Source organism: Halomonas sp. OfavH-34-E (assembly GCF_024124525.1).
Taxonomy (GTDB): Bacteria; Pseudomonadota; Gammaproteobacteria; order Pseudomonadales; family Halomonadaceae; genus Halomonas; species Halomonas litopenaei.
This window is the reverse complement of record NZ_JAMXRY010000026.1, coordinates 25,317-47,904: the sequence shown is the minus strand read 5'-3', so window position 1 is coordinate 47,904 and position 22,588 is coordinate 25,317. Positions and strand designations below refer to the sequence as shown.

The 22,588-nt window shown below is 63.8% G+C and carries 22 protein-coding genes and 1 tRNA gene; 10 read left to right on the top strand and 13 right to left on the bottom strand.

Going from position 1 to position 22,588, the window contains the following annotated elements:
• Window positions 1-180 precede the first annotated feature (180 nt).
• The 3 genes from putA to NH448_RS12840 form a co-directional block, all read right to left on the bottom strand.
• Window positions 181-3,372 (bottom strand): bifunctional proline dehydrogenase/L-glutamate gamma-semialdehyde dehydrogenase PutA, encoded by a 3,192-nt coding sequence (gene putA, locus NH448_RS12850; RefSeq protein ID WP_253028855.1) that lies wholly within the window; start codon window positions 3,370-3,372, stop codon window positions 181-183.
• Window positions 3,373-3,552: 180 nt separating this feature from the next.
• A complete protein-coding gene (locus tag NH448_RS12845; RefSeq protein WP_124803941.1) occupies window positions 3,553-4,377 on the bottom strand; it encodes an AraC family transcriptional regulator in 825 nt (274 codons plus the stop codon).
• Window positions 4,378-4,445: 68 nt separating this feature from the next.
• Window positions 4,446-4,817, bottom strand: a complete 372-nt coding sequence (locus NH448_RS12840) for a hypothetical protein (RefSeq protein ID WP_045994420.1) — start codon at window positions 4,815-4,817, stop codon at window positions 4,446-4,448.
• A 385-nt stretch (window positions 4,818-5,202) separates the two neighbouring features.
• Between NH448_RS12840 and NH448_RS12835 the strand changes: the two genes are divergently transcribed.
• Complete coding sequence (locus tag NH448_RS12835; protein WP_253028854.1) at window positions 5,203-6,126, top strand: YeeE/YedE thiosulfate transporter family protein; 924 nt, start codon at window positions 5,203-5,205, stop codon at window positions 6,124-6,126.
• Window positions 6,127-6,241: 115 nt separating this feature from the next.
• Here NH448_RS12835 and NH448_RS12830 read toward each other — a convergent pair whose 3' ends face one another.
• The 6 genes from NH448_RS12830 to NH448_RS12805 all read right to left on the bottom strand — a co-directional run bounded on the left by NH448_RS12830 (window position 6,242) and on the right by NH448_RS12805 (window position 10,495).
• Window positions 6,242-6,649, bottom strand: coding sequence for a DUF1090 domain-containing protein (locus NH448_RS12830; protein ID WP_253028853.1), 408 nt, complete (start codon window positions 6,647-6,649; stop codon window positions 6,242-6,244).
• A gap of 369 nt (window positions 6,650-7,018) precedes the next feature.
• Window positions 7,019-7,092, bottom strand: a tRNA-Gly gene (locus NH448_RS12825).
• 164 nt (window positions 7,093-7,256) lie between these two features.
• Window positions 7,257-8,510: a methyl-accepting chemotaxis protein gene (locus NH448_RS12820; RefSeq protein ID WP_253028852.1), complete on the bottom strand. Its 1,254-nt coding sequence runs from the start codon at window positions 8,508-8,510 to the stop codon at window positions 7,257-7,259.
• 355 nt (window positions 8,511-8,865) lie between these two features.
• Window positions 8,866-9,210: an AzlD domain-containing protein gene (locus NH448_RS12815; protein WP_045994407.1), complete on the bottom strand. Its 345-nt coding sequence runs from the start codon at window positions 9,208-9,210 to the stop codon at window positions 8,866-8,868.
• Window positions 9,207-9,932 carry an AzlC family ABC transporter permease gene (locus NH448_RS12810; RefSeq protein ID WP_045994408.1) on the bottom strand — a complete coding sequence of 242 codons (726 nt, stop codon included), beginning with the start codon at window positions 9,930-9,932 and terminating at the stop codon, window positions 9,207-9,209. The genes NH448_RS12815 and NH448_RS12810 overlap by 4 nt, the downstream gene beginning before the upstream one ends.
• Complete coding sequence (locus NH448_RS12805; RefSeq protein ID WP_045994409.1) at window positions 9,929-10,495, bottom strand: XRE family transcriptional regulator; 567 nt, start codon at window positions 10,493-10,495, stop codon at window positions 9,929-9,931. The genes NH448_RS12810 and NH448_RS12805 overlap by 4 nt, the downstream gene beginning before the upstream one ends.
• 116 nt (window positions 10,496-10,611) lie before the next feature.
• Between NH448_RS12805 and NH448_RS12800 the strand changes: the two genes are divergently transcribed.
• Window positions 10,612-11,286, top strand: coding sequence for a metallophosphoesterase (locus tag NH448_RS12800; protein WP_045994410.1), 675 nt, complete (start codon window positions 10,612-10,614; stop codon window positions 11,284-11,286).
• 534 nt (window positions 11,287-11,820) lie between these two features.
• Here the strand turns inward: NH448_RS12800 and NH448_RS12795 are convergent.
• Together NH448_RS12795 and NH448_RS12790 are read right to left on the bottom strand one after the other, a co-directional pair.
• Window positions 11,821-12,243, bottom strand: coding sequence for a CBS domain-containing protein (locus NH448_RS12795; protein WP_045994411.1), 423 nt, complete (start codon window positions 12,241-12,243; stop codon window positions 11,821-11,823).
• A 50-nt stretch (window positions 12,244-12,293) separates the two neighbouring features.
• Entirely contained in the window at window positions 12,294-13,760 is a 1,467-nt protein-coding gene (locus NH448_RS12790; RefSeq protein ID WP_253028851.1) for a dihydrolipoyl dehydrogenase, read from the bottom strand.
• Between the two features lie 194 nt (window positions 13,761-13,954).
• On the opposite strand from NH448_RS12790, the gene NH448_RS12785 reads away from it, so the two are divergent.
• The 8 genes from NH448_RS12785 (at window position 13,955) to NH448_RS12750 (ending at window position 20,531) form a co-directional block, all read left to right on the top strand.
• Window positions 13,955-14,593, top strand: coding sequence for a YqaE/Pmp3 family membrane protein (locus NH448_RS12785; protein ID WP_253028850.1), 639 nt, complete (start codon window positions 13,955-13,957; stop codon window positions 14,591-14,593).
• 90 nt (window positions 14,594-14,683) lie between these two features.
• Entirely contained in the window at window positions 14,684-15,553 is an 870-nt protein-coding gene (locus NH448_RS12780; RefSeq protein WP_045994414.1) for a DMT family transporter, read from the top strand.
• Between the two features lie 121 nt (window positions 15,554-15,674).
• Entirely contained in the window at window positions 15,675-16,556 is an 882-nt protein-coding gene (locus NH448_RS12775; protein WP_108132991.1) for an NAD(+) kinase, read from the top strand.
• 13 nt (window positions 16,557-16,569) lie between these two features.
• Window positions 16,570-17,556, top strand: a complete 987-nt coding sequence (locus NH448_RS12770; RefSeq protein WP_108133024.1) for a metallophosphoesterase — start codon at window positions 16,570-16,572, stop codon at window positions 17,554-17,556.
• 271 nt (window positions 17,557-17,827) lie between these two features.
• Window positions 17,828-18,673: a rhomboid family intramembrane serine protease gene (locus NH448_RS12765; RefSeq protein WP_253028849.1), complete on the top strand. Its 846-nt coding sequence runs from the start codon at window positions 17,828-17,830 to the stop codon at window positions 18,671-18,673.
• A 9-nt stretch (window positions 18,674-18,682) separates the two neighbouring features.
• A complete protein-coding gene (locus tag NH448_RS12760) occupies window positions 18,683-18,979 on the top strand; it encodes a DUF1315 family protein (protein ID WP_045994422.1) in 297 nt (98 codons plus the stop codon).
• Window positions 18,980-19,007: 28 nt separating this feature from the next.
• Window positions 19,008-19,799 (top strand): DUF2797 domain-containing protein, encoded by a 792-nt coding sequence (locus NH448_RS12755; RefSeq protein ID WP_253028869.1) that lies wholly within the window; start codon window positions 19,008-19,010, stop codon window positions 19,797-19,799.
• Between the two features lie 51 nt (window positions 19,800-19,850).
• Window positions 19,851-20,531 carry a glutathione S-transferase family protein gene (locus NH448_RS12750; RefSeq protein WP_253028848.1) on the top strand — a complete coding sequence of 227 codons (681 nt, stop codon included), beginning with the start codon at window positions 19,851-19,853 and terminating at the stop codon, window positions 20,529-20,531.
• A 120-nt stretch (window positions 20,532-20,651) separates the two neighbouring features.
• Here NH448_RS12750 and NH448_RS12745 read toward each other — a convergent pair whose 3' ends face one another.
• Together NH448_RS12745 and NH448_RS12740 are read right to left on the bottom strand one after the other, a co-directional pair.
• On the bottom strand, window positions 20,652-21,110 hold the full coding sequence (locus tag NH448_RS12745; protein WP_205254670.1) for a hypothetical protein: 459 nt from the start codon (window positions 21,108-21,110) through the stop codon (window positions 20,652-20,654).
• A gap of 14 nt (window positions 21,111-21,124) precedes the next feature.
• The gene (locus tag NH448_RS12740) at window positions 21,125-22,441 is read right to left on the bottom strand and encodes a sulfite oxidase (protein ID WP_124803927.1); all 1,317 of its coding nucleotides are present in this window, start codon (window positions 22,439-22,441) and stop codon (window positions 21,125-21,127) included.
• Window positions 22,442-22,588: the final 147 nt, after the last annotated feature.

Below are 22,588 nucleotides of genomic sequence, written 5' to 3'. Positions count from 1 at the left end.
GTGGTTGGCGTTCTCAAGTCACCGGCCCTGTGTCGAGCGCGATGATCTCCCCGTGTGGGCGCGGTCGTCACGCGCGTCCCTGCGATCCGGCGCTCCCCTCGGGGTAGTGGGTGAGCGCCGGTTGCCGACGGTGCGCCGACCGTCGGGTGAGTGCGTTGGACCAGCAGGCCAGGGCCTGACTTACTCGTCCCCTAGCGCCAGCAGCGAGGCGTTGCCGCCGAGTGCCGCCGTGTTGTTGGTCACCGTCTTCTCGGTGGCGAAACGCAACAGGTAGTTGGGGCCGCCGGCCTTGGGACCGGTGCCGGAGAGCCCCTGACCGCCGAAGGGTTGAACGCCTACGACAGCACCAATGATATTGCGGTTGATGTAGACGTTGCCAACGCGCACTTTCCGCGCTATTTCATCGGCAAAGGATTCGTTGCGGCTGTGCACGCCGAAGGTCAGGCCATAACCACGCGCGTTGATCGAGGCGATCACCTTGTCGAGCTCGCTGGACTTCCAGCGCACCACGTGCAGCACCGGGCCGAACTGTTCACGCTCGAGCGCATCGATACCATCGATGGTGAAGGCCGCCGGGGCGACAAAGGTGCCTTCACTGGTGTGCTCGGGCTTCAGCGGCGTTTCGCTGATCAGACGTCCTTCACCCTTCAGCCGATCGATATGCGCCTGCAGGTTCTTGCGCGCGTCCTCGTCGATCACCGGGCCTACGTCGGTGCCGAGGTCGCGTGGGTCACCCACGTGGAGTTCGGCCATGGCGCCGTCGAGGATCTGTAGCACACGGTCGGCGACGTCGTCCTGCAGGTAGAGCACCCGCAAGGCCGAGCAGCGCTGTCCGGCGCTCTGGAAGGCCGAGTGGATGACGTCGGCGACGACCTGCTCGGGCAGGGCGGTGGAGTCGACGATCATCGCGTTCATGCCGCCGGTCTCGGCCACCAGTGTCGGCAGCGGCGCATTCTCACGCTCGGCCAGGGCGCGGTTGATGATCTGGGCGGTATCGGTACCGCCGGTGAAGACCACCCCGGTGATCCGCGAATCGCCGGTCAGCACGCTGCCCACGGTGGGGCCGTCGCCGGGCAGCAACTGCACCACTTCACGCGGCATGCCGGCCTGGTACAGCAGCTCGACCACCCGGTGGGCAACGATCGACGTCTGCTCGGCGGGCTTGGCCAGCACGGTATTGCCGGCCACCGCGGTGGCGACCATCTGGCCGCAGAAGATTGCCACCGGGAAGTTCCACGGGCTGATCGCGGCGAACACCCCCTTGCCGCCCATGTGCAGACGATTGGACTCGCCGGTGGGGCCGGGCAGCTCGGTGGGCTCACCGAAGATCTCCTCGGCGCGCACCGCATAGTAGCGACAGAAGTCCACCGCTTCGCGGATCTCGTCGACGCCGTCGGTCAACAGCTTGCCACCTTCACGCGAGCACAGCGCCATCAGCTCCGCCAGGTGCTCTTCCATCAGGTCGGCGAAGCGCCTCAGGATGTCGGCGCGCTCCTTGACCGGGGTGACCTCCCATGCCGGGAAGGCAGCCCAGGCCGCGTCCACCGCCCGCTCGGTCTGTTCGCGGGTGGTCCACTGCACGCTACCGACCACCTGGCGACGGTCGTAAGGACTGGTGACTTCGTGGGTCTGGGCGGGGTCCTCGGCGACCTCGAAGGCCAGCAGCGGACGCGCCTGGTAGCGGGTATCCATGTGCTTGCCCATGGCCTCCATCAGCGGCTGGTACTGGCTGTTGATGGTCAGGTTGACGCCGCGGGAGTTGGGGCGGTGCTCGCCATAGATGTCGCGAGGCAGCGGAATCTGGGGATTGGACAGGCTGTCGAACTGTCGCAGTGTCTCGATGGGATGGACGCACAGCGACTCCACCGGCACCTTGGGGTCCACCAGCTGATGCACGAAGGAGGAGTTGGCACCGTTCTCGAGCAGTCGGCGAACCAGGTAGGGCAGCAGGTCCTTGTGGGCGCCCACTGGGGCGTAGATACGGCAGTAGGTGCCTTCAGGTGCACGCTTTAGCGCGGCATCGTAGAGTGCCTCGCCCATGCCGTGCAGGCGCTGGAACTCGAGGGCTCGGCTGGTGTGGTTGGCCTGCTCGAGGATGGTGGTGATGGTATGGGCGTTATGGGTGGCGAACTGCGGGAAGATGCGACCCTTGGTGGCATCGGACAGCAGGAAGCGCGCGCAGGCCAGGTAGGCCACATCGGTGGATGCCTTGCGGGTGAACACCGGATAGCCGTCGACGCCGAGCTGCTGGGACTCCTTGATCTCGGTGTCCCAGTAGGCACCCTTGACCAGACGCAACGGGATCTCGTCACCCTGGAAGTCGGCCAGACGGTTGAGGTAGTGCAGCACCGGCAGGGCGCGCTTGGAGTAGGCCTGCACCACCAGACCGAAGTGGCCCCAGCCGCGGCAGATGTCGCTCTCGTAGACGGCGCGGAAGACCTCCAGCGACAACTCCAGGCGGTCGACCTCCTCGGCGTCGATGGTCACCGCCACGTCATTGTCACGGGCCAGCTTGGCCAGCTCCTTGACGCTGCCCACCAGCTCCTCGAGGACCTGTTCGCGGCGGCCAAACTCGTAGCGCGGGTGCAGCGCGGACAGCTTGATCGAGATCGACGGTGCCGGCGTCCTGTCGCCCAGGTTGCGGCTGGTCTTGCCGACCTGGCGGATGGCGGTGGCGTAGTCGTCGAAGTAGCGGCCGGCATCGCGCCGGGTACGGGCGGCCTCGCCCAGCATGTCGTAGGAGTAGGTGTAGCCCTTGTCGAACAGCGGCTTGGAGCGCTTGAGCGCTTCGTCGATATCACGCCCCAGCACGAACTGCTTGCCCATCACCTTCATGGCTTCGACCATGGCCCGGCGAATGACCGGCTCGCCCATGCGGTTGACCATCTTGTTGATGAAACCGCTGGGCTTGCCATCCTTGGGCTTGTCCAGGCTCACCACCCGGCCGGTCATCAAAAGGCCCCAGGTGGAGGCGTTGACCATCCAGGACTCGCTCTTGCCGAGGTGGGCCTTCCAGTCGGCCGGGCCCAGTCGATCTTCGATCAGCGCATCGGCGGTGGCCTTGTCGGGGATGCGCAGCATCGCCTCGGCCAGACACATCAGCATCAAGCCTTCGTGGGTATCCAGGCTGTACTGCTGCAGCAGCTCGTCGATGGTATCGACGGCGGTGTCCATCTCGCGCACTTCGCGCACGAGAGAAGCCGTCTTGTCGGCGACGCGCTCGATGTGCTCGTCCTTGCCATCGATCAGCTTGATCAATTCACTTACGAAGGCGTTTTCTTCGACCACGTAGTGATCGCTGATGCGCGCAAAGAGTGTATCCAGATCCTGCTGCCAGGTGGAGTTGTCGAGCATATTGTTGGCGTTGAGCATGTCAGTCCCCAAATGGTGAACCGCCGCGGGCGGAGAAAGGGCTTGCCGCAAAGTCGATCGCGGACGTGCAGTCGCGCAATCCGGGCATGTTGGCAAGACTAGGTTGCATGCCTCTTCCATGCTTGCCAAATGCACCGAAGGATTTGGCAAATCCACGGGCGTTATCGACTAACCCTAGCTTTAATGTGCCGATTTGGCAGTCAGATGGTGGAGATTCGGTGACGAAATCTCGCTGACATGACGTCGCGTCTGGCTGGGAGGATGGCCGTAATGCTTGCGGTAGGCGCGGGACAGGGCGCTCTGGTGGGCGAAGCCGGTGAGGGCGGCGATTTCCGACAACGGCAGGCGACTGCGCATCAGCAGCTGACGTGACGCCTCCAGGCGTCGACGCATCACGTACTGCCAGGGTGACAGGCCCGTCTGGGCGCGGAAGCGTTCGGTAAAGTGGGTTTCGCTGAGGCAGGCGAAGGCCGCCAGATCGGCGACCTTGAAGCGACGCGCCAGGTGATCGTCGATGTAGCGGTCGAGCGCGCGCAGGTCGATGCGCCGGTGGTGCATCGCGCCGGTTTCATCGCCGGCCAGACGCGCATGCAACGAGCCCAGCAGAGTGGTCGCCAGGCGCTCCTGATGCAGGGCAGGGACGGGGCCCTCTAGCGCCAACTGATTCATTTCGGCCACCACGAAACCCAGGAACTGTTTCAGAGGTGCGTCCAGGGTGAAGAAACGTGGCGCGTCGAACAGCCTGGCCAGTTCATGATGATGGCCGGTGAGCGCCAGGGCGTCATCGGGAAGGTCGAGGATCAGTTGGCGGTTGTTGCCGGTGCCGGCGTAGTAGTGGAGGTGGTTGGCGGGCACGATGCAGCCGCAGAATGCCTCGATGGTGCCGCCAAGGCCTTCGATGTCGAAGTCGGCGCGCCCGGCCAGGGCGATCACGATCTGATGGTAGTCGTGGGAGTGATGCCGGGTCGCGGTGTCCAGGGGGATCTGCCTGATGGCGCTGCTCATCGGGGGGCTCCCGCAGGCGGTAACGAGGACGTCATCATACCCGATGGGTACAGGATTCTCACTGACTGTCAGTCCCCCCTGGGCTGCTCCCTGAGGCGGATACGAGCGGCCAGGTGGTCGCGCAGTGCACGCAGGTCCTCCTGTCCGGCGCTGTCCAGCAGGGCCTTGCCTCGGGTCACCCGGCCAAAGCGCCCGTGTTCATCGACCAGGCTGCGAGCGCGGCGTCGGACGCCGTCCAGGTACTCGTCGTGGCGAATCGGATAAAGGATGACGGCATTCCATTCATCTTCGCCAACTGTGCTGTCGAGAGCACGGTCGAATAGGTCAAGCAGGTGCTGTGGCTCGGTGCGGTATCGTGGCGTGCCGGACAGCATCAACACCGCGAGCACCGCGACGAAGACGACCAGACAGACGACGAACACGAGCAGAAACAAGGACAAGGTCATGGCACGGTAGATCGCTTGAAACGGGAAAGGAGGGCTGATCGCAAGGCTCTCACATCCAGCCGCACATGTCGCGGGTCCCGATCTGCGTTGACGCTGGTGTGGTGGCAGGGGCGTTCATTGCATATTGTTACATTATGGATGGATGTGAGGCCGCACGACCTCGAGATCGTCGTCGGGGTGACGGCCTGTCCGGCCATCCGCCGCGACACCAGCTCTGACCCCCGTTCTGAACAGACAGGAATGCAGAGAGGAATGCCGAAAGTAGAGGGACACCGGGCAATAGCATGGCGTGCCGGCCAGTATCGCACCATCGCCGGCCATGATCGTCAGATAGTGTTCCGCCCTTGTATTTCCGGAACCGTGTAAACGAGGAGATGTGATGGCTCTGTTGGTCTCCCTGCTGCTGGCTGTCGCGCTGGGGTGGCTCGCCCAGCGTACCGGTCTTTGCATGGTGCGTGCGGTTCAGGGGATACGCATGTGGCGGCCGGGTCTGTTGCTGACCATCGTCGGCTGCGGCGTCTGGTTCTGGCTTGCCAGCCCCCTGTTCATCCATTTCCCTCTTGGCGAGGTGCTCAGACGTCACGCGATCGGGTGGCCCTTCGCCGTCGGTGGGCTGCTGTTTGGCCTGGCCGCGGCGGTCAATCATGGCTGTTCGATCTCGACCCTTTCCGCCCTGGCGCGGGGGCAGTGGCACATGCTCGCCACCATTCTGGGCTGGGTTCTGGGGTGGTGGATGCTGTACCTGGGCGCCCCTGATATCTCCTACACCCGTCTGACGACGACCTTCACGCCGGCCTGGTGGCTGGTACTGAGTATCGTCGCAGTCTCGCTGCTGGCGATCTGGCGGCTGTCGCCGGCTCACCGCCGTATCTACGCGGGTGTCATGGTGTTCGGCGCGGTAGGCGGTCTGTTGGGCGTGCTGGAACCACTGTGGTCACCGAGCCAGTTGATTCGAGACGTCACCGAGCGGCCGCTGGCGATGGACATGGCCGTCGCCTGGCCTAGCCTCGGACGCGTCCTGATCAGCGTCGCGATCCTGGCGGGAATGCTGGTAGCGGCGCGAGCCCACTTCCGACCGGGCGAGTATCAGGGGGCCCTGGGGCGCTGGGTGAAGCATCTGCTGGCCGGAATCGTGATGGGCATCGGCGCCTCGCTTGCGCTGGGTGGCAACGATCTACAGCTATTGATCGCGTTGCCGGCAGGCTCGCCGGGAGCGGTCGTCGCCCTGATCTGCATGATCGCCGGCATCTGGATCGGGCTCGCCATCGAGGAACGTTGGGAGCGACGCCAGGACCGGGACTAGGCGCGGCCAATGGCGGTCGGCAAGCATCCCGACAGCCGATTGTCAGACTGGCGGTGCGACCAGCGCTTGACGCTCTGCGGCTGGCACTGTCCCTCGAATGTCAGCCGTACAAGGTTCAACTGGCCGATGGCAACAGCACCTTGAGCGCGGCGATGCGAGCGTTGAGCACCTCGATGGCGACCTCGAGAGCCTCCCGTTTACGCGTTATCTGGCCGATATCACCTTCGTCGAAGGCCTCGTTCAACTCCTGCTGGCGCTGTTCCACCATCTGCTGACCCTCCCGTACGCGTGACTCGGCCTGGCTGAGCACGTCTTCGCCGGTGCAGCCGCTTCGGACGCCATCCAGGGCGAGTTCCAGCTCATTCACCCGTGCGGTGTCCTCGGCATGACGCGCGAAGGCGAGGTCATGCTCGAGTGCCTGCGCGCGCTGATCGCAGCTATCCCTCGCGCCATCGGCCATGGCAAGTGTGCTCACCAGCAGCCAGACAGGCGTCAGCAGCAGGGTGTGGCGGTAAAAAGGCATACGGCGTCCCCACGACTTTATGATTGTGGCGCCAGCCTAGCGTGCGAAAACCGAGCTTGAACAGGGGCCCATCGAAGGGGGGCGTAGTCTTTAAGTATGAGGCCGATTCAGCGGTAGCGGCATGAATGGCGACATGCCGGGGCTCGCAGAACCCGGGGCGCTGAACAGGCAAGGCCAAAGCACGAGACAGTGCTCGAAAACGACGCCTGATCGCAGGATGGGGGGGAGGTCAGGGGAGCGCGCAGCGGGAAGGGAGCGCTGTGAAAGGCAGAGCGAAGCGAAATAAAGGACGCTGCGAAATAAGGGGCGCAGCGGGTCAGCTTGCGAAGAAAGGATGCAAGAGCACTGTGACCGAGAAAGGGGAGGCCCTGGAGCGGGTGAAGGGAATCGAACCCTCGTCTTAAGCTTGGGAAGCTTCTGCTCTACCATTGAGCTACACCCGCAAGGCGTTTTTGATAGTAATCTCCGTTGGTTACGCCTTGCAAGCAAAAGGCTCGTGCGGCGTGATTTTCGTCAACCGGACGAGCCCGGAGCCACGCCGCAGTCATCTGGCTTGTGGTGGCGACAATGACTGCGGTGCGGTAGTGATGCCTATCACACGCCACGATCAGAGCTTGCGAATCGCCGCCGAGACGTTGTGGGCGCCGTCCAGGATCTCGCGTATCACCAGTTGCGCCTCGCCGACCCGTTGCTGGCTGAGGTCACTGCGGGTGGCCACCTCGGTGATCTTCTGGTTGGCCAGTCGAATGCGTTGGTTGTTGTCGTTGAGCACCTGGGTGATCTGCTCGGCGGCGCGGGTGGAGCCCTGGGACAGTTCGCGAACCTCCTGGGCCACCACCGCAAATCCGCGGCCATGCTCGCCAGCGCGCGCCGCTTCGACCGCCGCATTCAGCGCCAGCAGGTTGGTCTGCTGGGCGATCCGCGAGATGGAGTCGGTTATGTTGTTGATCGCTCGCGTCTGCTCCTCCAGGGCGGCCACGATGGCTTGGGTCGCCTTGATCTCGTCGGCGGCCTGGCGCGACGACTCGACAGCCTCTTCGAGCTGGACCAGACCATTGTCGGCGATGGTCTCGGTCTGCTCCGCGGTGACTCGGGCGGACTCCACGGCACTGCGAGCGGCATCGTCGGCCTCGACAGAGCGGGTGATGTCGGTGGCGAACTTGACGACGCGTGTCACCCGGCCGGTTTCGTCGATCACCGGGTTGTAGGTGGCCTCGAGCCAGACGGTGCGCCCACTGGCGGTTATGCGTCTGAAGCGTCCCTGCTTGAAGGTGTTGGCGGCCAGTTCCTGCCAGAAGTCGGGGTGATCTCGATAGAAGGTATCGTCGCAGAACATCCTGTGATGCCGTCCAAGGATGTCGTCGAGACGATAGCCCATGGTGGTCAGGAAGTTGCCGTTGGCACGCAGTATTTCGCCTTCCGGTGTGAATTCGATCACCGCCATGGACGCGTCGAGGGCGCTGAGCACAGCATCCTGACCGGACGCCGCAAGGCGATCGTCGGTGACGTCATTGGCAATCTTGAGAATGTAGTGAATCTTGCCTCGAGCGGAGCGCACAGGAAGGTAGGTCGCCTCCAGCCATAACGGATTGCCATTGGCGTCGATGCGGCGAAAGGTGCCGGTTTTCGACTGGCCGTCCGCCAGCCCCCGCCAGAATGCCTCGTAGGCGGGGTCCTGATGCACCTCTGGCGGGCAGAACATGCGGTGGTGCTGGCCGCGTATCTGATCGAGCCGATAGCCGACGGTGGCAAGAAAGGCATCACTGGCTTCGCGGATGGTGCCGTCGGGACGAAAGACAATACAGGCGGTGTGGCTAGTCAGTGCGCGATACAGGGCGCTTATTCTTCTGGCCGATACCATCAAGTTACCTCGGGAGTGGAAGGTGCTGGGAGCAAGGTCGAAGCAGGTTCTTGTTTTTTCTTTTTAAAATGCCTTTTCCATCCTGGAGCCGGCACTGGAGCCGAACGAGTATCGGCCGATATCGCGCGAGCTTTAGTATCTTGCGCGCATAAATGAGGGAGAGCGCCTGGCCGCGCAGGAAAAGCCTGCGGGTCAAACGATGGAACACGGCGAGTTGGGGGCAGGAAGGCAGCGGCCCGCCACCATTCGGTGCGGGCCTGACGGAAATAGGCACAGGGAAAGGAAAAGGCAAGACCGCTTGGGTTGCGGACAGCAATACCCGGTAGGCCTTTTCGGGTCAGCGTCGACTTGAGTGTCAGAGCGAACCGGCCAATACCAGCGTCAGTCCGTAGGCGGCCACGCCGGCAGCGACCGGCCAGCCCAGCGATCGCGTTCGATACCATACCGCCAGCGTCGCCAGTACCCCCACGCCAGTGGCGCTCCAGCTGGCGATGCTCGGCTGTGCTGGTACCAACGAGACGCCCAGCACGGCGGCGATCATCAAAGGCCCCAGCACCGACAGCCACTGCGGCATCGGTTCGACGCTGTCTTCCGTCTGGCGCTCGGCGAGACGACGGCGCATCCATATCAGGGGCGCCATTCGCATCAGCAGGGTGCCCAGGGTGGTCGCTACCACCGCCATCCACAGCGTAGTGGTCATGATCGACTCCTTGTGACCGGTGAACGTTTGACGATAAAGAAGCAAAGTGCGCCGCACAGAGCCGCCAGGGGGATGCCGGCATTGGCCACCCCCAGCACCGCCAGCAGGGCGCCTGCGGCGATGGTCACCAGGGTCGCCAGGCCCCAGCGGAAGCTGGACAGGCGAGGCACCACCAACACGAGAAACAGGGCAGGCAGGGCAAAGGGCATCACCTCTCCCAGCAGCGGCCAGCGTTCTACTACCCATTCGCCCCCCAGTGCACCCACTGCGGTACCGGCGATCCAGGCCAGCCAGGCCAGCAGGGCGGCGCCGGTGTACCAGCCAAGCCGAGCCGCCTCCGGCAGTTGCGGCAGACGCGTCAGCGCCAGGGCGAAGACCTGGTCGGTCAGACCGTGCATCAGTGCAGGCCACCAGCGGCTCGTGCTCATCGAGGCGGCAAGGTTCGGGGCGTAGACCACGTGGCGAACGTTGATCAATAGGGTCATGGCGACCACCAGCCATAGAGGAGCGCCACCTGCCACCATGCCGACGAACACGAACTGGGAGGCGCCGGCATAGATCAGGGTAGAGATGGCGACGGCTTCCCAGGCACTGAAGCCCGCCTGGACGGCTACCAGGCCAAAGGAGATGGCGATGGGGATATAGCCGCCGAGCAGCGGGATCGCCTCGCGGACGCCGGTCACCCAGGGGCTGGCACGCAAAGGAGTCGTCGTGGTGGTCATCGAGAGGTTTCCGGTGGATGGTAGACGATGGTCAGGGTGGCGGAAGTGGCCTGGTTGTCGGACGCGTAGAGGTGTGGACGATCCGCCGCGAAGGTGACGCTCTGGCCCGGGCCCAGGGTGTGGCTCTCGTGCTCGGGGCCGGTGGTCAACCGGCCGGAGATCACCGTGACGGTCTCGTGCACGCCCGCGGGGTGCGCTTCGCTGAGCCGATAGACGTCAGGGTCCAGGCGCATCCAGTAGACGTCGACGGCCGGTTGGCTATCGCCCTGATCGATCAACTGGACCTGCACGCCCTGGTCATCCAGCGCCGTGGTCACGGGTTTTATCAGGGTGCCGAAAGGCACCTCGAGGCAGCTCGCCAGGCGCCACAGGGTGTCCAGGGTAGGGTTGCCGTTGCCCTGTTCCAGCCGAGACAGGTTCGACTTGGCGACGCCGGCGTCGCTGGCCAGGCGGGATAGCGACCAGCCACGCAATTGGCGCAGATGCTGAAGATGCCGGCCGAGTGCTTCGGCATGCAGCGTGTCGTCGCTTGAGAAGCTAGCTTGGGAGAAGGGCTCGATCATGAGGTCACTGTTCGGTTGAGCTGTTGTTCCATTTATCGAACGTTCTGTAAAAGGAACATAGGACGAATGTTGCGATGGCGTCAAGCCTGAGCTCGCACTGGGGCGGGAGAAGACTCATGCGCTGTATCCGTCATGGACCAAACCGCAAGGGGCGTGATTACGTCGTCGGTGACGTGCACGGCCAGTACGCCCAGTTGATGGAAGCGCTGGAGAGAGTCGACTTCGATGTCGCCCGGGACCGGCTGTTCTGCGTCGGTGATCTGGTCGACAGGGGAGAGGCATCGCTCGCCTGTCTGACGCTGGCGCTCGAGCCCTGGTGCTTTGCGGTGATGGGCAATCACGAACAGATGGCGATCACCGCCCTGGCCGAAGGCGGAGGAATGGCCTGGGATCTGTGGCAGCGCAATGGCGGCAACTGGGTCTTTCTCGATGGTGTCGAGGAGGCCCGTAGCACCATGAACGCCGCCCGCCCGCATCTTCCGCTGGCTCGGGAAATCGTCGCGGGACATCGTCGCCTGGGCGTGGTGCACGCCGATCCACCCGACGACTGGGGCCAGATCGAGCAGACCTCGTCCGAGCACCTGCTATGGTCGCGGCGTAGATTCCGACGTGACAGCGGCGGCAGCCTGGACTCGACCCGCGTCGAGGGCGTCGATGCGGTGGTGGTGGGGCACACCATCGTCGAGGCACCGCTGTGGCTTGGCAATGTGCTGCATCTGGATACCGGTGCCTGTGCCGGCGGGCGCCTCACGCTGGCCGCTGTTGACGACATCCTTGATGCCATTCCCTGATCGACCTGGCCGGCGGTGCCCGTTGATGGCCGTCGCGTAGTGGCAGAGTCGATCTCTTGCCACAGACCTTGGAACCGACGCAGAACGCTGTGGTCAGTAGGGCGCTTCTCTCACCGCTGTGCACCGTCGGGCCCAGGAGAGGAAAAAAAATTTTCGATGAAAGGAGAACTTTTCTGGTGACGACTGTCATATGTGGTACAGACAGCATGCGCGATGGCAGTCGTTAGCAGTGTTGATCTGGTTTGCTAAATCGATCGTTGCGCCTCATGGCTTCCATGGGGCGTTTTTTTTGCTTGGGCGAAGGTGCTCTCCCTCTCTTCCCTTTCCATTGGGCCCGGGCATATCAGGCATGCTCCATGAACGCCCCTTACGGTTTGCACAAGCGCCAGGGGCATCTGGAGGATCGGGGAGGCCGATGCAAGGCGGTGGTGCCAGGCAATGGTGTCAGCGTTGGCGCTACCGACAGCACGCCCACCGCCGGCATCGTGATGCCGGCGGTGGGCGTCTACAGAAGGCGTTGCGCAACAGGAGGGGTCAGGCGCTTCGTTGATGGCGTCGCATGGTGAGCACGGCGGTAAGCACGTCGCGGCGGGTGACGATACCCACCAGTCGGCCCTGTTCGGTGACGGGATACACCTTGGGTTTTGCTCCCAGCATTTCCTGGGCCAGATCGACGATGCTCTTGGTGGGAGACACCGACAGCACTTCGTTACGCATCATTTCATGGACCAGCGGTGCCTCGTGATCCAGATAGAGGCTCTCGATCACCTTGCCCAGCACGTCCTGCTCGGAGATGAAGCCGATCAGGTGATCGCCGTTGTCCACCACCGGGGCCCCTGGCAATCGGTGCAGAGCGAGACCTTCCGCCAGGGTGGAAATGGAGGTCTTGCCGCTGACGCGGTAGCAGTCCTTGGACATGATGTCCCGGACGATCGATGGAGGTGCCTTGTGTGGCATAACCGCTCTCCTTTGAAGCGGCCCGGCGCCATGCGTCGGGCCCTTGACCGTCAAGCGCCTGGACCGCACTCCAGGCAGCGTTCGGTGATCGCCGGACCCCTGCGCAGATGCACGTTGAGGTCCCTCAGTGCTGTTCTCAGGCCTTCTTCGACCACCGGGTGGTAGAAGGGCATTTCCAGCAGGCGATCCACGGTCAATCGTTGGTCGATGGACCAGGCCAACAGGTGGCCCAGGTGTTCCGCCCTTGGGCCGAACATTTCCGCGCCGAGAAGAATTCCCGAGCCGTGCTCAGCGTAGAGCCTCAGCATGCCTCGGTTCTGCCGCATCACCGTGGACCGTCCCTGATCCTCGAACGAGACCTCACCGATGGCCACGTTGGTCAGTTGTTCATCCCGACGCTTGAGTTCAGCGTAGCCTACTCCAGCGCTTGCCATCTGCGGATCGGTAAACACCACCGCCAACGGAGTACGCCTGCGACCGGCGCGAATATCCGGGTAGCGTCCGGCGTTTTCGCCTGCGATGCGTCCCTCGTCGGACGCCTCGTGCAGCAGGGGAAGATCCTGGTTGGCATCACCGGCGATAAAGATCGGTGCGGGCGAACCGTCATCGAAGCGACACTGCATGGTCAGCGGATCGAACACCGGCACACCGCGGTCGTTGAGTTCCAGCCCGGTCTTCGGCAGGTCCAGCTTGTCCACGTTGGGCCGACGTCCGGTGGCCGCCAGCAGGTAGTCGAAACGCTCGGTCTTCTCGGTGTTGCTGTCGCGACAGTGGAAGGTCACCACCACCTGATCGCCGTCCCGGTCGACCTTCTTGACGGTGGCGTCGGGGTCCAGCGGAAACCCTGTGTTGAACTCCTTGTCGGCGAGCGCCTTGAGATCGGGGTCGCCGAGCGGACCGATGGCGCCGCCGACGCCGAACATGCGCACTCGCACGCCCAGATGGTGCAGCGCCTGACCGAGTTCGAGGCCGATGACGCCGGGCCCGAATACCACCACCGACTCGGGCAGGTCATCCCATTCGAACAGGTCGTCGTTGATGATCAGGCGATCCCCGGCGGCATTGAGAAAGTCGGGCCAGGAGGGGCGGGAGCCGGTGGCGATGACGATGCGCTTGGCCTTGATACGCGTATGGTCGCCCACCACCAGGGTGTTGGCGTCTTCGAAGCGAGCTGCACCGACGATGCGGTCGTCTTCCTCGATGCGGGCCATCGAACTCAGTACGCTGCCGACGAAACGATCCCGCTCCCGCTTAAGGCGTTGCATGACTGCGGGGCCGTCGACGCTGACGCCGCTGACCTTGACCCCGAAGCCCTCGGAGTCACGTGCCTGCTGGGCCACGTCGGCGGCGGAAATCAGCAGCTTGGACGGCATGCAGCCGACCCGTGCGCAGGTGGTGCCGTAGGCGCCGGATTCGATCAGCACCAGCTTGTCGGTATGTTGTCGCGCCGCGTGCCAGGCACCAAGGCCGGCGCTTCCTGCTCCGATAATGGCGATCTCGACCTGTCTTTCCTGCATGATGTCTCTCCTGGGAGCTGAACATGGCGCTGTGGGGAACCCGTGGGGGTGACCTCTATCAAAACAGTAGGACAGTTGAGGCGGGTTTCTCTATCAATCAGGCGTTGCTGTTACATCAAAGCCTGTATTGGCACACTGAAATGGGCCATCGGAGATACCGGTGGCGTCATTCGACCCTGGAGGTAAGTTCTCTGATGGACGCGCGAGAGTATCTGGCCCGCAAGGGGCTCGACGGTGAGCGAGATAAGGAAAGGCCCAACACCCTCGAGGAAAAGGCCTGGGACCGAGCGCGTGAGTCCCACGACCATCGTCCCAGGGCCGGGACACCCCATGACTGGGAAGACTGGGAGCGTTACCACGATGTCCTTGCCGAAGGCGCTGAAAGCCTGGAGCAGAAGATTGACGCCGAGGCCCATCGCCAGGCCCAGGAGCAGGCAGCGCGTGACGCGCAGCCGCAGCGTGCGCAGGCTGGGGCGATGGATAACACTGCAAGTAGTCCTGCGCATAGCCCGGAAAGTGGCCCGGCAAATAGCCCTGCGGTGGAGCACTTCACCCCACCGCCTGCGCCCGAGCAGAAGGAAGGCACCGATGCGCATGCGTCCAGCACCAGTGACGAGGCCGTGACATCCTCGCCCCAGGTGGCGTCGGCGTTGATGGCGTCGCCAGCGGCCCGGCTCGCCTTGATGGTGCTGGTGCTGCTGATGCCCCCGCTGGCGGTGGCGGTGGCCGAAGGTGGTTCGCGCCGGATCGCGATTGCGTTCCTGCTGACCCTGCTGGGCTGGCTGCCTGGGGTGGCGTACGGGGCCTGGTGGTTGAAGCAGGTCAATCATTGAGACGAGCAGGGCTCAGAGGGGGCAAGCGTTGGGCCGAAGAGGGTGTTCGCGTATACTGCCGTAAACCTTTTTGACTATTGGGAGTTTACGGTGGGCTATCTGGTGGTGGTCACCGCCCTGTGGGCGTTCTCGTTTTCGCTGATTGGTGTCTATCTGGCCGGTCAGGTGGACAGCTATTTCGCGGTGATGATGCGGGTGGGGCTGGCGGCGCTGGTGTTCCTGCCGTTGTTGAAGCCCGGCCTGCTCGATCTGCGCCACAAGCTCGCGCTGATGGCACTTGGTGCCGTCCAGCTTGGCATCATGTACATCTTCTTCTACCAGTCCTTCGTGCTCCTGTCGGTGCCGGAGGTGCTGCTGTTCACCATCTTCACGCCGCTGTACATCGCCATTCTGGATGACCTGGCGTTTGGTCGTTTCACGCCCTTCCATCTGGTCACTGCAGGGCTTGCGGTGATCGGCGCGGCGGTCATTCGCTACAAGGGTGTCAACGACGACTTCTGGCTGGGATTCCTGGTGGTGCAGGGGGCCAATCTCTGCTTTGCCATGGGGCAGGTCGGCTATCGGCGCCTGTCGGCGGCACTGCCCCCCTCGTTGCCTCGCCACCATGTGTTCGCCTGGTTCTACCTGGGTGCGGCCTGCATCGCGCTGCCGGCCTTCGCGCTGTTGGGAAGCACCTCGGGGCTGCCGACGACACCCCTGCAGTGGGGGGTGCTGCTGTGGCTGGGACTGGTCGCCTCTGGGCTCGGCTACTTCCTGTGGAACCTGGGCGCGGTGCGGGTGGATGCAGGCGCCCTGGCAATCATGAACAACATGCTGATTCCTGCTGGCCTTGCGGTGAACCTGGTGATCTGGAACCGCGAGGCTGATCTGGTACGTCTGGCCATGGGAGGCGCCATCATCGCCGGTTCGCTGTGGCTCAACGCCTGGTGGCAGCGGCGTCACAGGACGGCGCCGGTCTAATTCATCGTCAGTCTAGGTGATCATCGATCTGGGCCATGCGTTGGCCTGAGGCGCCGGGCGCGGTTTGCTCCGCCAGGCCCCCCTCGCCATAATGAGCGGTCGCCAAGGGAAGGATGCGTGGATGCAATCGTTCAAGAACATCGGACTGATCGGGCGCCTGGGCAGCGCCAAGGTGGTCGAGACCCTCAAGCGGCTGATTCGTTTTCTGGATGACGCCGGCTACCACGTGATCGTGGAAGACCGTACCGCCTCGGCGTTGCTGGAACGTGGCCACGCCGAGGCCAGTCGCCGCATGCTCGGTGAACTGTGTGATCTGGTGATCGTGGTCGGGGGCGACGGCAGCCTGCTGGGCGCGGCCCGCACCCTGTGTCGCAGCGGAACCCTGGTACTGGGGGTCAATCGCGGACGGCTGGGCTTCTTGACCGATATCTCGCCGGATGAGCTCGAGGCCCGTGTCGGTGAGGTGCTGGCCGGACAGTACGAGGTCGAACAGCGCTTTCTGCTCGACGCCGAGCTCTACCGCGGGGATTCCCTGGTGGGCAGCGGCGATGCCCTCAATGAAGTGGTACTGCACCCGGGCAAGGCGGTGCGGATGATCGAGTTCGAACTGTTCATCGATGGCCAGTTCGTCTACAGCCAGCGCAGCGATGGCCTGATCATCGCCACGCCGACCGGTTCCACCGCCTACGCCATGTCCGGCGGTGGCCCGATCATGCATCCGAAGCTCGACGTGGTGACGCTGGTACCGATGTTCCCGCACACCCTGTCGAGCCGGCCCATCGTGATCGACGCCGGCTGCGAGATACGCTGTCATATCGGTGAGACCAACCAGACCTATCCCCACATCAGCTGTGACGGCCAGACCCGTGCCGTGGCCAAGCCCGATGATGTTCTGGTGATCCGGCGCAAGCCCCAGAACGTTCAACTGGTGCACCCTCTGGGTCACAACTTCTATGACGTCCTGCGCAGCAAGCTGGGCTGGAGCAACAGGCTGGGAGATTGACGTGAGCAGGCGACTGGACGGCTACGACCTGATCGGTGACGTTCATGGCTGCGGCGCCACCCTGGCGGCGCTGCTGGAACGGCTGGGGTATCACCTGCGCGGCGGTGTCTATCGTCACCCCCAGCGCAAGGCGATCTTCCTCGGGGACCTGATCGACCGTGGCCCGCGTATCCGCCTGGCGGTCTCCATCGCCAGACGCATGGTGGAAGAGGGCGAAGCCTATATCGTGCTGGGCAATCACGAGATCAATGCCCTGACGTACACCCAGAAGGCCCCGCCTGAGCACGGCAGGGAATGGCTACGCCCGCATACACCGCGTCACAACCGCATCATTCGTGAAACCCTCGAGCAGTACCATGACCACCCTCAGGAGTGGGATGATGCCCTGGCGTGGTTTCGCCAGATCCCCCTGTGTCTCGAGATCGACGGCATCCGGGTAGTCCACGCCTGCTGGGACGACCGCCTGATCGAATCCTTCAGGCAGCTGCGGCCCGACGGCTGTCTGGACCACGACTTCCTGCTCCAGGCCTCGAGCCCGGGTACCGAAGAGTCGAGGATCCTCGAGCGCCTGACCCGCGGCGGTTCCATCGACCTGCCCGGGGACACGGTCATCCATTCCGGAGACGGTTTCACTCGACGAAGCTTTCGGACCCACTTCTGGGCACGAGACCCTCGCACCTGGGGTGACGTGGTGTTCCAGCCGGACAATCTACCGGGAGACCTCGAGGACCGGCCGTTGAGCGACAGCGAACGGGCCAGCCTCAGCTACTATGGCCCCGACCAGCCCCCGTTGTTCATCGGCCACTACTGGTGCGAAGGCGTGCCGGCCTTGCCGGCCCCGAATATTGCCTGTCTCGACTACAGCGCGGTGAAGTTCGGTCGACTGGTGGCCTATCGCTACAGCTTTGAATCCCGCCTCGACGCCAATCACTTTGTATGGGTGCCGGTGCCCAGGGATGTGCGTGCGAGGCCCTTGCCCCGAGAGATCGTCTTCGATTGATACAAAACGTTACATTAAAATCGAGCACCCGACTGAACCCTTTATCAAAAGCGGCGTCTGAGTAGGTGTTCCCTTGAATGATCCCTTGCTCTTGTCCGGCGGCCCCCTCCGCCGGACTTTTTCTGTGTGGATGAAAAAGACATCCTGCCATGCCCGGCTTGCCGTCGGGCCTTTCGCCCATCTGCGCCGCGTGTGACCGCTGCCCCTACCGGCCAACGTCATTTCAGGCCATCATCTCTGGGCCGCTACCCTTTTTCGCGCTGGAGACGCCATGTTCCGGGTCATGCTGATCCCCCACGATATCGATACTCGCGAGCTGCGACAGACGCTCTGGTCGCACCGCATCGGACACCGTATCACCGACGAGGACGACGGCCAGGTACTGTGGCTGATGGACCCGAAACAGCAGGATGCTCTGGCCGAGGTGATCACGCGCTGGCAGCGGGGGGAGGCGATACCCGCGCCGAGGGCCTCGAAGCCGAGACCGGCACGTCACTGGTGGCCGCTGCTGCGCCAGCATCCGGTCACGCTGTCGGTGCTCGGGCTGTGTCTTCTGGTGTTTGGTGCCATCGCCGTGTGGGGAGACATGGTGCTGGCGTGGTTGGCGATCGTGCCTGTGGGCATCCGTGGCGGGGCGCTGGCCGTTGGCAGCATCCCCGATGCGCTGGCGGCGGGGCAGGTATGGCGCCCGCTGTCGCCGATCTTTCTGCACTTCGGCTGGATGCACCTGATCTTCAACATGATGTGGCTGTGGTATTTCGGCCGCCAGGTGGAGACCCTGCACGGCCCGCTGCGCATGCTGACGCTGGTGGTGGTGGCGGGGCTTGCCGGCAACCTGGCCCAGTACGCCACCGGCACGGTGCTGTTCGGTGGCATGTCAGGCGTCGACTTTGCGTTGCTTGGCTACGTCTGGTTGATGTCCCGTCGCGCGCCGGCCAGCGGCTTCTTCGTGCCACAGATGCTGGTGCTGTTCATGCTCGGCTGGATGGTCTTCACCATGACCGACGTCGCCGGGCTGGTGGGCTTTGGCAATGTGGCCAACGAGGCGCACCTGGGCGGTCTGCTCGTGGGGCTGGTGCTGGGCTGGTATCATTCCCGCAAATCACGTCTTCACTAGAGCGATGCCATGAGCGACATGACCTTCGAGCGAATGATTTCCCAGATGACGCCGTCGATCTACCAGAGCCTCAAGCAGGCGGTGTCGCTGCGCAAGTGGCCGGACGGGCGAATGCTGACGGCCGAGCAGATCGAGCTGTGCATGGAAGCGGTAATGCGCTACGAGCACGACAACAATGTGCCCGAGGAGAGCCGCATCGGCTACCTGGAGCAACGCACCTGCGGCGCTGGGCCCGGTGGGCCATCGAGCAGTGCCGGGGTTTCCGAAGACATGGCGGGGCTCGCCCGGGATGCCAGTCGTGACTGAAGTACTTGCCCACGGATGTCTGTCCAAGATGGGGGTCGAACCCGACTCCCCTGCGCGCTACACCCTCAAGGCCGGCGAGAACCGTCTGCCGCTCAACGACTACCTGGGCGGCACCCTGCGACTCGAGTGGAGCGGGGCGATCGCCTGTACCCACTGTGGGCGTGCGACCAAGAAGAGCTTCGGGCAAGGCCACTGCTATCCCTGCTTCAAGCGCCTGGCCCAGTGCGACAGCTGCATCATGAAGCCCGAGCTGTGCCACTTTTTCGAGGGGACCTGTCGCGAGCCCGAGTGGGGCGAGCGGTTCTGCTTCCAGCCCCACGTCGTCTACCTGTCCAACGCTTCCGGGCTCAAGGTCGGGATCACCCGCAATACCCAGATGCCGACGCGCTGGCTCGACCAGGGCGCGATCCAGGCGTTGCCGATCCTCGAGGTGGACAGTCGTCAGCAGTCTGGCTTCGTCGAGGTGCTGTTCAAGAACGAGGTGTCGGATCGCACCAACTGGCGGGCGATGCTCAAGGGCCAGGTCGAGGAACTGGATCTGGCCGCAGAGCGCGACCGTCTGCTGGAGAGGCTGTCGGCGGGGCTGGGCGATCTACGCGAGCGCTTCGGCGCCGATGCTATCCGTCCCCTGGACGGCAGCCCACGTCGCTTCGACTACCCGGTACTGGAGTACCCCACCAAGGTCACGTCTCACAACCTCGACAAGAATCCGCGAGTCGAGGGCACCCTGATGGGAATCAAGGGCCAGTATCTGATCTTCGATACCGGAGTGATCAATCTTCGCAAGTACACCGGCTACGAGATGTCGCTGGCGGCTTGATCAACGTCACCGGCAGCGACAGGCGCTGCCAGCGACCCAGGGAGCGCTGTCATGTACGTGCTGCATATCGCCAATCGACAGACGTCGTCGTGGTCGCTGAGGGCCTGGCTGACCTTGCGCCAGCTCGAGATTCCCTTCGAGCTGGCCTTTCACCCCTTCGATGAGCAGGGCAACAGTCACGCCGACTTTCGTCGGTTTTCGCCCTCGGGGCGAGTTCCCTGTCTGCATCATGACGAACGGGTGGTGTGGGACTCGCTGGCCATCATCGAATACCTGGCCGAGCGTCATTCCGAAATCTGGCCTGAGCATGTGGACGCCAGGTGCTGGGCCAGAAGTGCCTGTGCCGAGATGCATTCCGGTTTCAGCGCGCTCAGGCAGCAGTGTGCGATGCACTGCGCGCTGCGCGTGCGCTTGAACGAAAAGACGCCCGAGTTGCTGGATGACCTGCATCGGCTGAACGAACTGTTTGAAGACGGCTTGACGCGCTTTGGTGGACCTTACCTGTGCGGCGAGCGGTTTAGCGCCGCAGACGCCTTTTTCGCCCCCATCGCCTTCAGGATGCGAACCTACGACCTGCCCATGGGTGGCCCGTCTCGCGACTACCTCGAGCGACTCCTCGCCTTGCCCGCCATGCGCCAATGGCAAAGCGAGGCGGTTTGCGAGCCGTTCCGTGAGTTACCTCTCGAGGCGCAGATCCTCGCCAGCGGCACTGTGCTCAAGGACTTGCGCTGAAGGATCTGCGCTGAAATATCTGTGTTAGGTCATCTGACCATACCTGTCAGAGCATACGATGCCCGATTCCGCTGTCGCAGAATCGGGCCGATCAGCCGCCTTTCGACCGCGTCCGTTGTTTCAACCTTCTGCGCTGGTCTCGCTGGCCTGTGGTGTCGGCGGCATCAGATGCTTGGGCAGGTTCTGCCGCCTGGCATCGGTCCTCGGGCCGTAGTGGGTCGACAGGTAGTCGAGGATGGTGGCTTCCATTTCGGGATTGAACTGCCACAGGCCCTGGGTCTCCTGCATCCAGTCGATCAGGTAGGCCCAGTGCTCGCGTGACCCCCTGTTCTGGGTGACCAGGGCGGCGGAGTGGCAGACGGTGCAGTTGCCCTTGACCGTCTGCCAGCCCTCGGCCATCACGAACCCGCTGTCCGGGTCGGTCTCGAGGGGGGCATCTGTGGCTTGCCCAGAGGCCTCGCCTGTCGATTGAGCCAGGCCAAAGGGGCTGAACAGCACTGCGCCGAGCAGCAGGCCGGTCATCAAGATCGGGCGGGCCGACGACCACGCCCTATGCCTTCTGGTGGTACGAATTCCCATGCCAGTCTCCTCCCTCAGCCGACCTGAACCGCGATGCGGTGACAGGCGTTGTTGAGGTAGCCCTTGGGGTTCCAGCCGGGCACCACCATGGGCTGGGACTGGCCGTTTTCGTCCACCGCCCGGGCCCACACCTCGTAATAGCCTGGCTCGGGGAACTCGACCTGGGTGGTAAAGCGCTGCCAGGCGAGGCGATTGGGTGCGTCGTTGAGGCTGGCCTTCTGCCAGGTGGCACCGAAGTCGATTGAGGTGTGTACCTCGGATACCGACAGATCCCCCGCCCAGGCGTGACCGCGCACCTCCATCGGCTGGCCTTGGGCGTGCTCGATCCCTGATCGCGGGTAGGTGATCAGGGACTTCACCGGCATCGACTGGATGGTGACGAAGTCTTCCTTGGCCACCTCAGTGCCCGGTGCCACCGGGTTCGCCGGCACGCTGTAGGAGGGAGGCGCCATCTTGGCCCCATCGTGCTTCTGGTTGCGTACGACGATCTGCTTGAGCCACTTGCCCGAGACCGAGCCCGGCCAGCCGCCGCACACCAGGCGCAGCGGGTAGCCGTTCTGGTAGGGAATGTCCTCGCCGTTCATCGCCCAGGCGATCAGCGACTCGTCCTCCAGGGCCTTTTCCATCGGCACACCGCGGGAGATCGCTTCCTTGTCGGCGGCGCCGCTGGCATGGCGATCGGCGCCGTAGTAACCGATATAGACGGCGTCGTCGGCGATGCCACAGGCCTCCAGCACATCGCGAAGTCGTACCCCGGTAAAGGTCGGGCAGGCCACCGCACCGGTGGTCCACTGGTTGCCGCTGGCGGCGGGGACGTACTCGCTGCGACCATTGCCGCCGCACTCTACCTGAAGCTGGTAGGTGTGCTCGGAGAAGCGCTCCTTCAGCTCGGCGATGGTGAAGGTGGTGGGGTTCTGGCACGACTCGCCGGTGATTTCCAGCGTCCAGGTGGCGGGATCGATCTCGGCTCGCTCCGGGGGCAGGCCGTTGTTGCGCACGAACATGTAGCGCGCCGGGGTAATGTCATCGTCGAGCAGATGGGCCGGTGTCTCGGCGTTGATCGGACGGTCGTTGAGGACCCTCAGCCCCTCCTTGCCCTCGATCTCGAAGGCTTCGTCGCTCTGGGCCAGGGCTGCGGGTATCAGGCCTCCCGGCATGAAGCGTGCGAAGGGAATGCTGGCGCCGAGTACCGCGCTCATGGCCAGCAGGCTGGAGCCGGTGAGAAATCCACGACGGCTGACGGGATCCACCTGCCGCCCCCACAGCTTGCGATCGGCGTCCACGGGATCCTTGGCGTAGAGGGCGTGCAGGCCCTTGGTCTGGCGGCGCATGCAGAACTCCTTATATTTTAATTGTAGGTCGTTATTCCAGAGGATCCTTGTAGCGTAGGTGGTGGCACCGGCGGCAGCCAGGGACAGTTGGAAGGCGGCAATGGGACCAGCGCTGGCGCATAGCGGCCTGGAGGCGGTGGCGTCTCG